The sequence below is a fragment of the Shewanella sp. S1-49-MNA-CIBAN-0167 genome, assembly GCF_040310145.1.
GTDB lineage: Bacteria > Pseudomonadota > Gammaproteobacteria > Enterobacterales > Shewanellaceae > Shewanella > Shewanella psychromarinicola.
In genome coordinates this window covers 1-258 of the sequence record NZ_JBEOPO010000359.1, presented here as the reverse complement: position 1 = coordinate 258, position 258 = coordinate 1, and the positions used below count along the sequence as shown (strand labels likewise).

Annotated in this window: 1 protein-coding gene; it reads right to left on the bottom strand. The window is 38.8% G+C overall.

Translation table 11 applies throughout. The features are described 5' to 3' along the window. Positions 1-258 (bottom strand): hypothetical protein (locus AAEZ00_RS21630; protein WP_502959361.1); only part of this gene is annotated, 258 nt, incomplete at both ends.

The following is a 258-nucleotide window of genomic DNA, read 5'->3' as shown; positions in this document are numbered from 1 at the left end:
AATCTACTTCAAACGTATGCTCTGCATAGAAAGGGCTTAACCAAGAGTTATTCGCACACAGCTCATCAAGGAGAAGTTTACGGTTTGCTCCCGACTCTTCAGAGCCTTGAGCTTTTTTCTTTTTATTCTTCTGGGTACCACTATCTGCTTCTAGGATTTCAGTATCAAAAAATGCGGAGTCAAGATCAGTTATAATACTGCAACGCTTATTAATACGTTCATCACTAAAGAGTAACGCAATATTTTGGAATCCAGTAC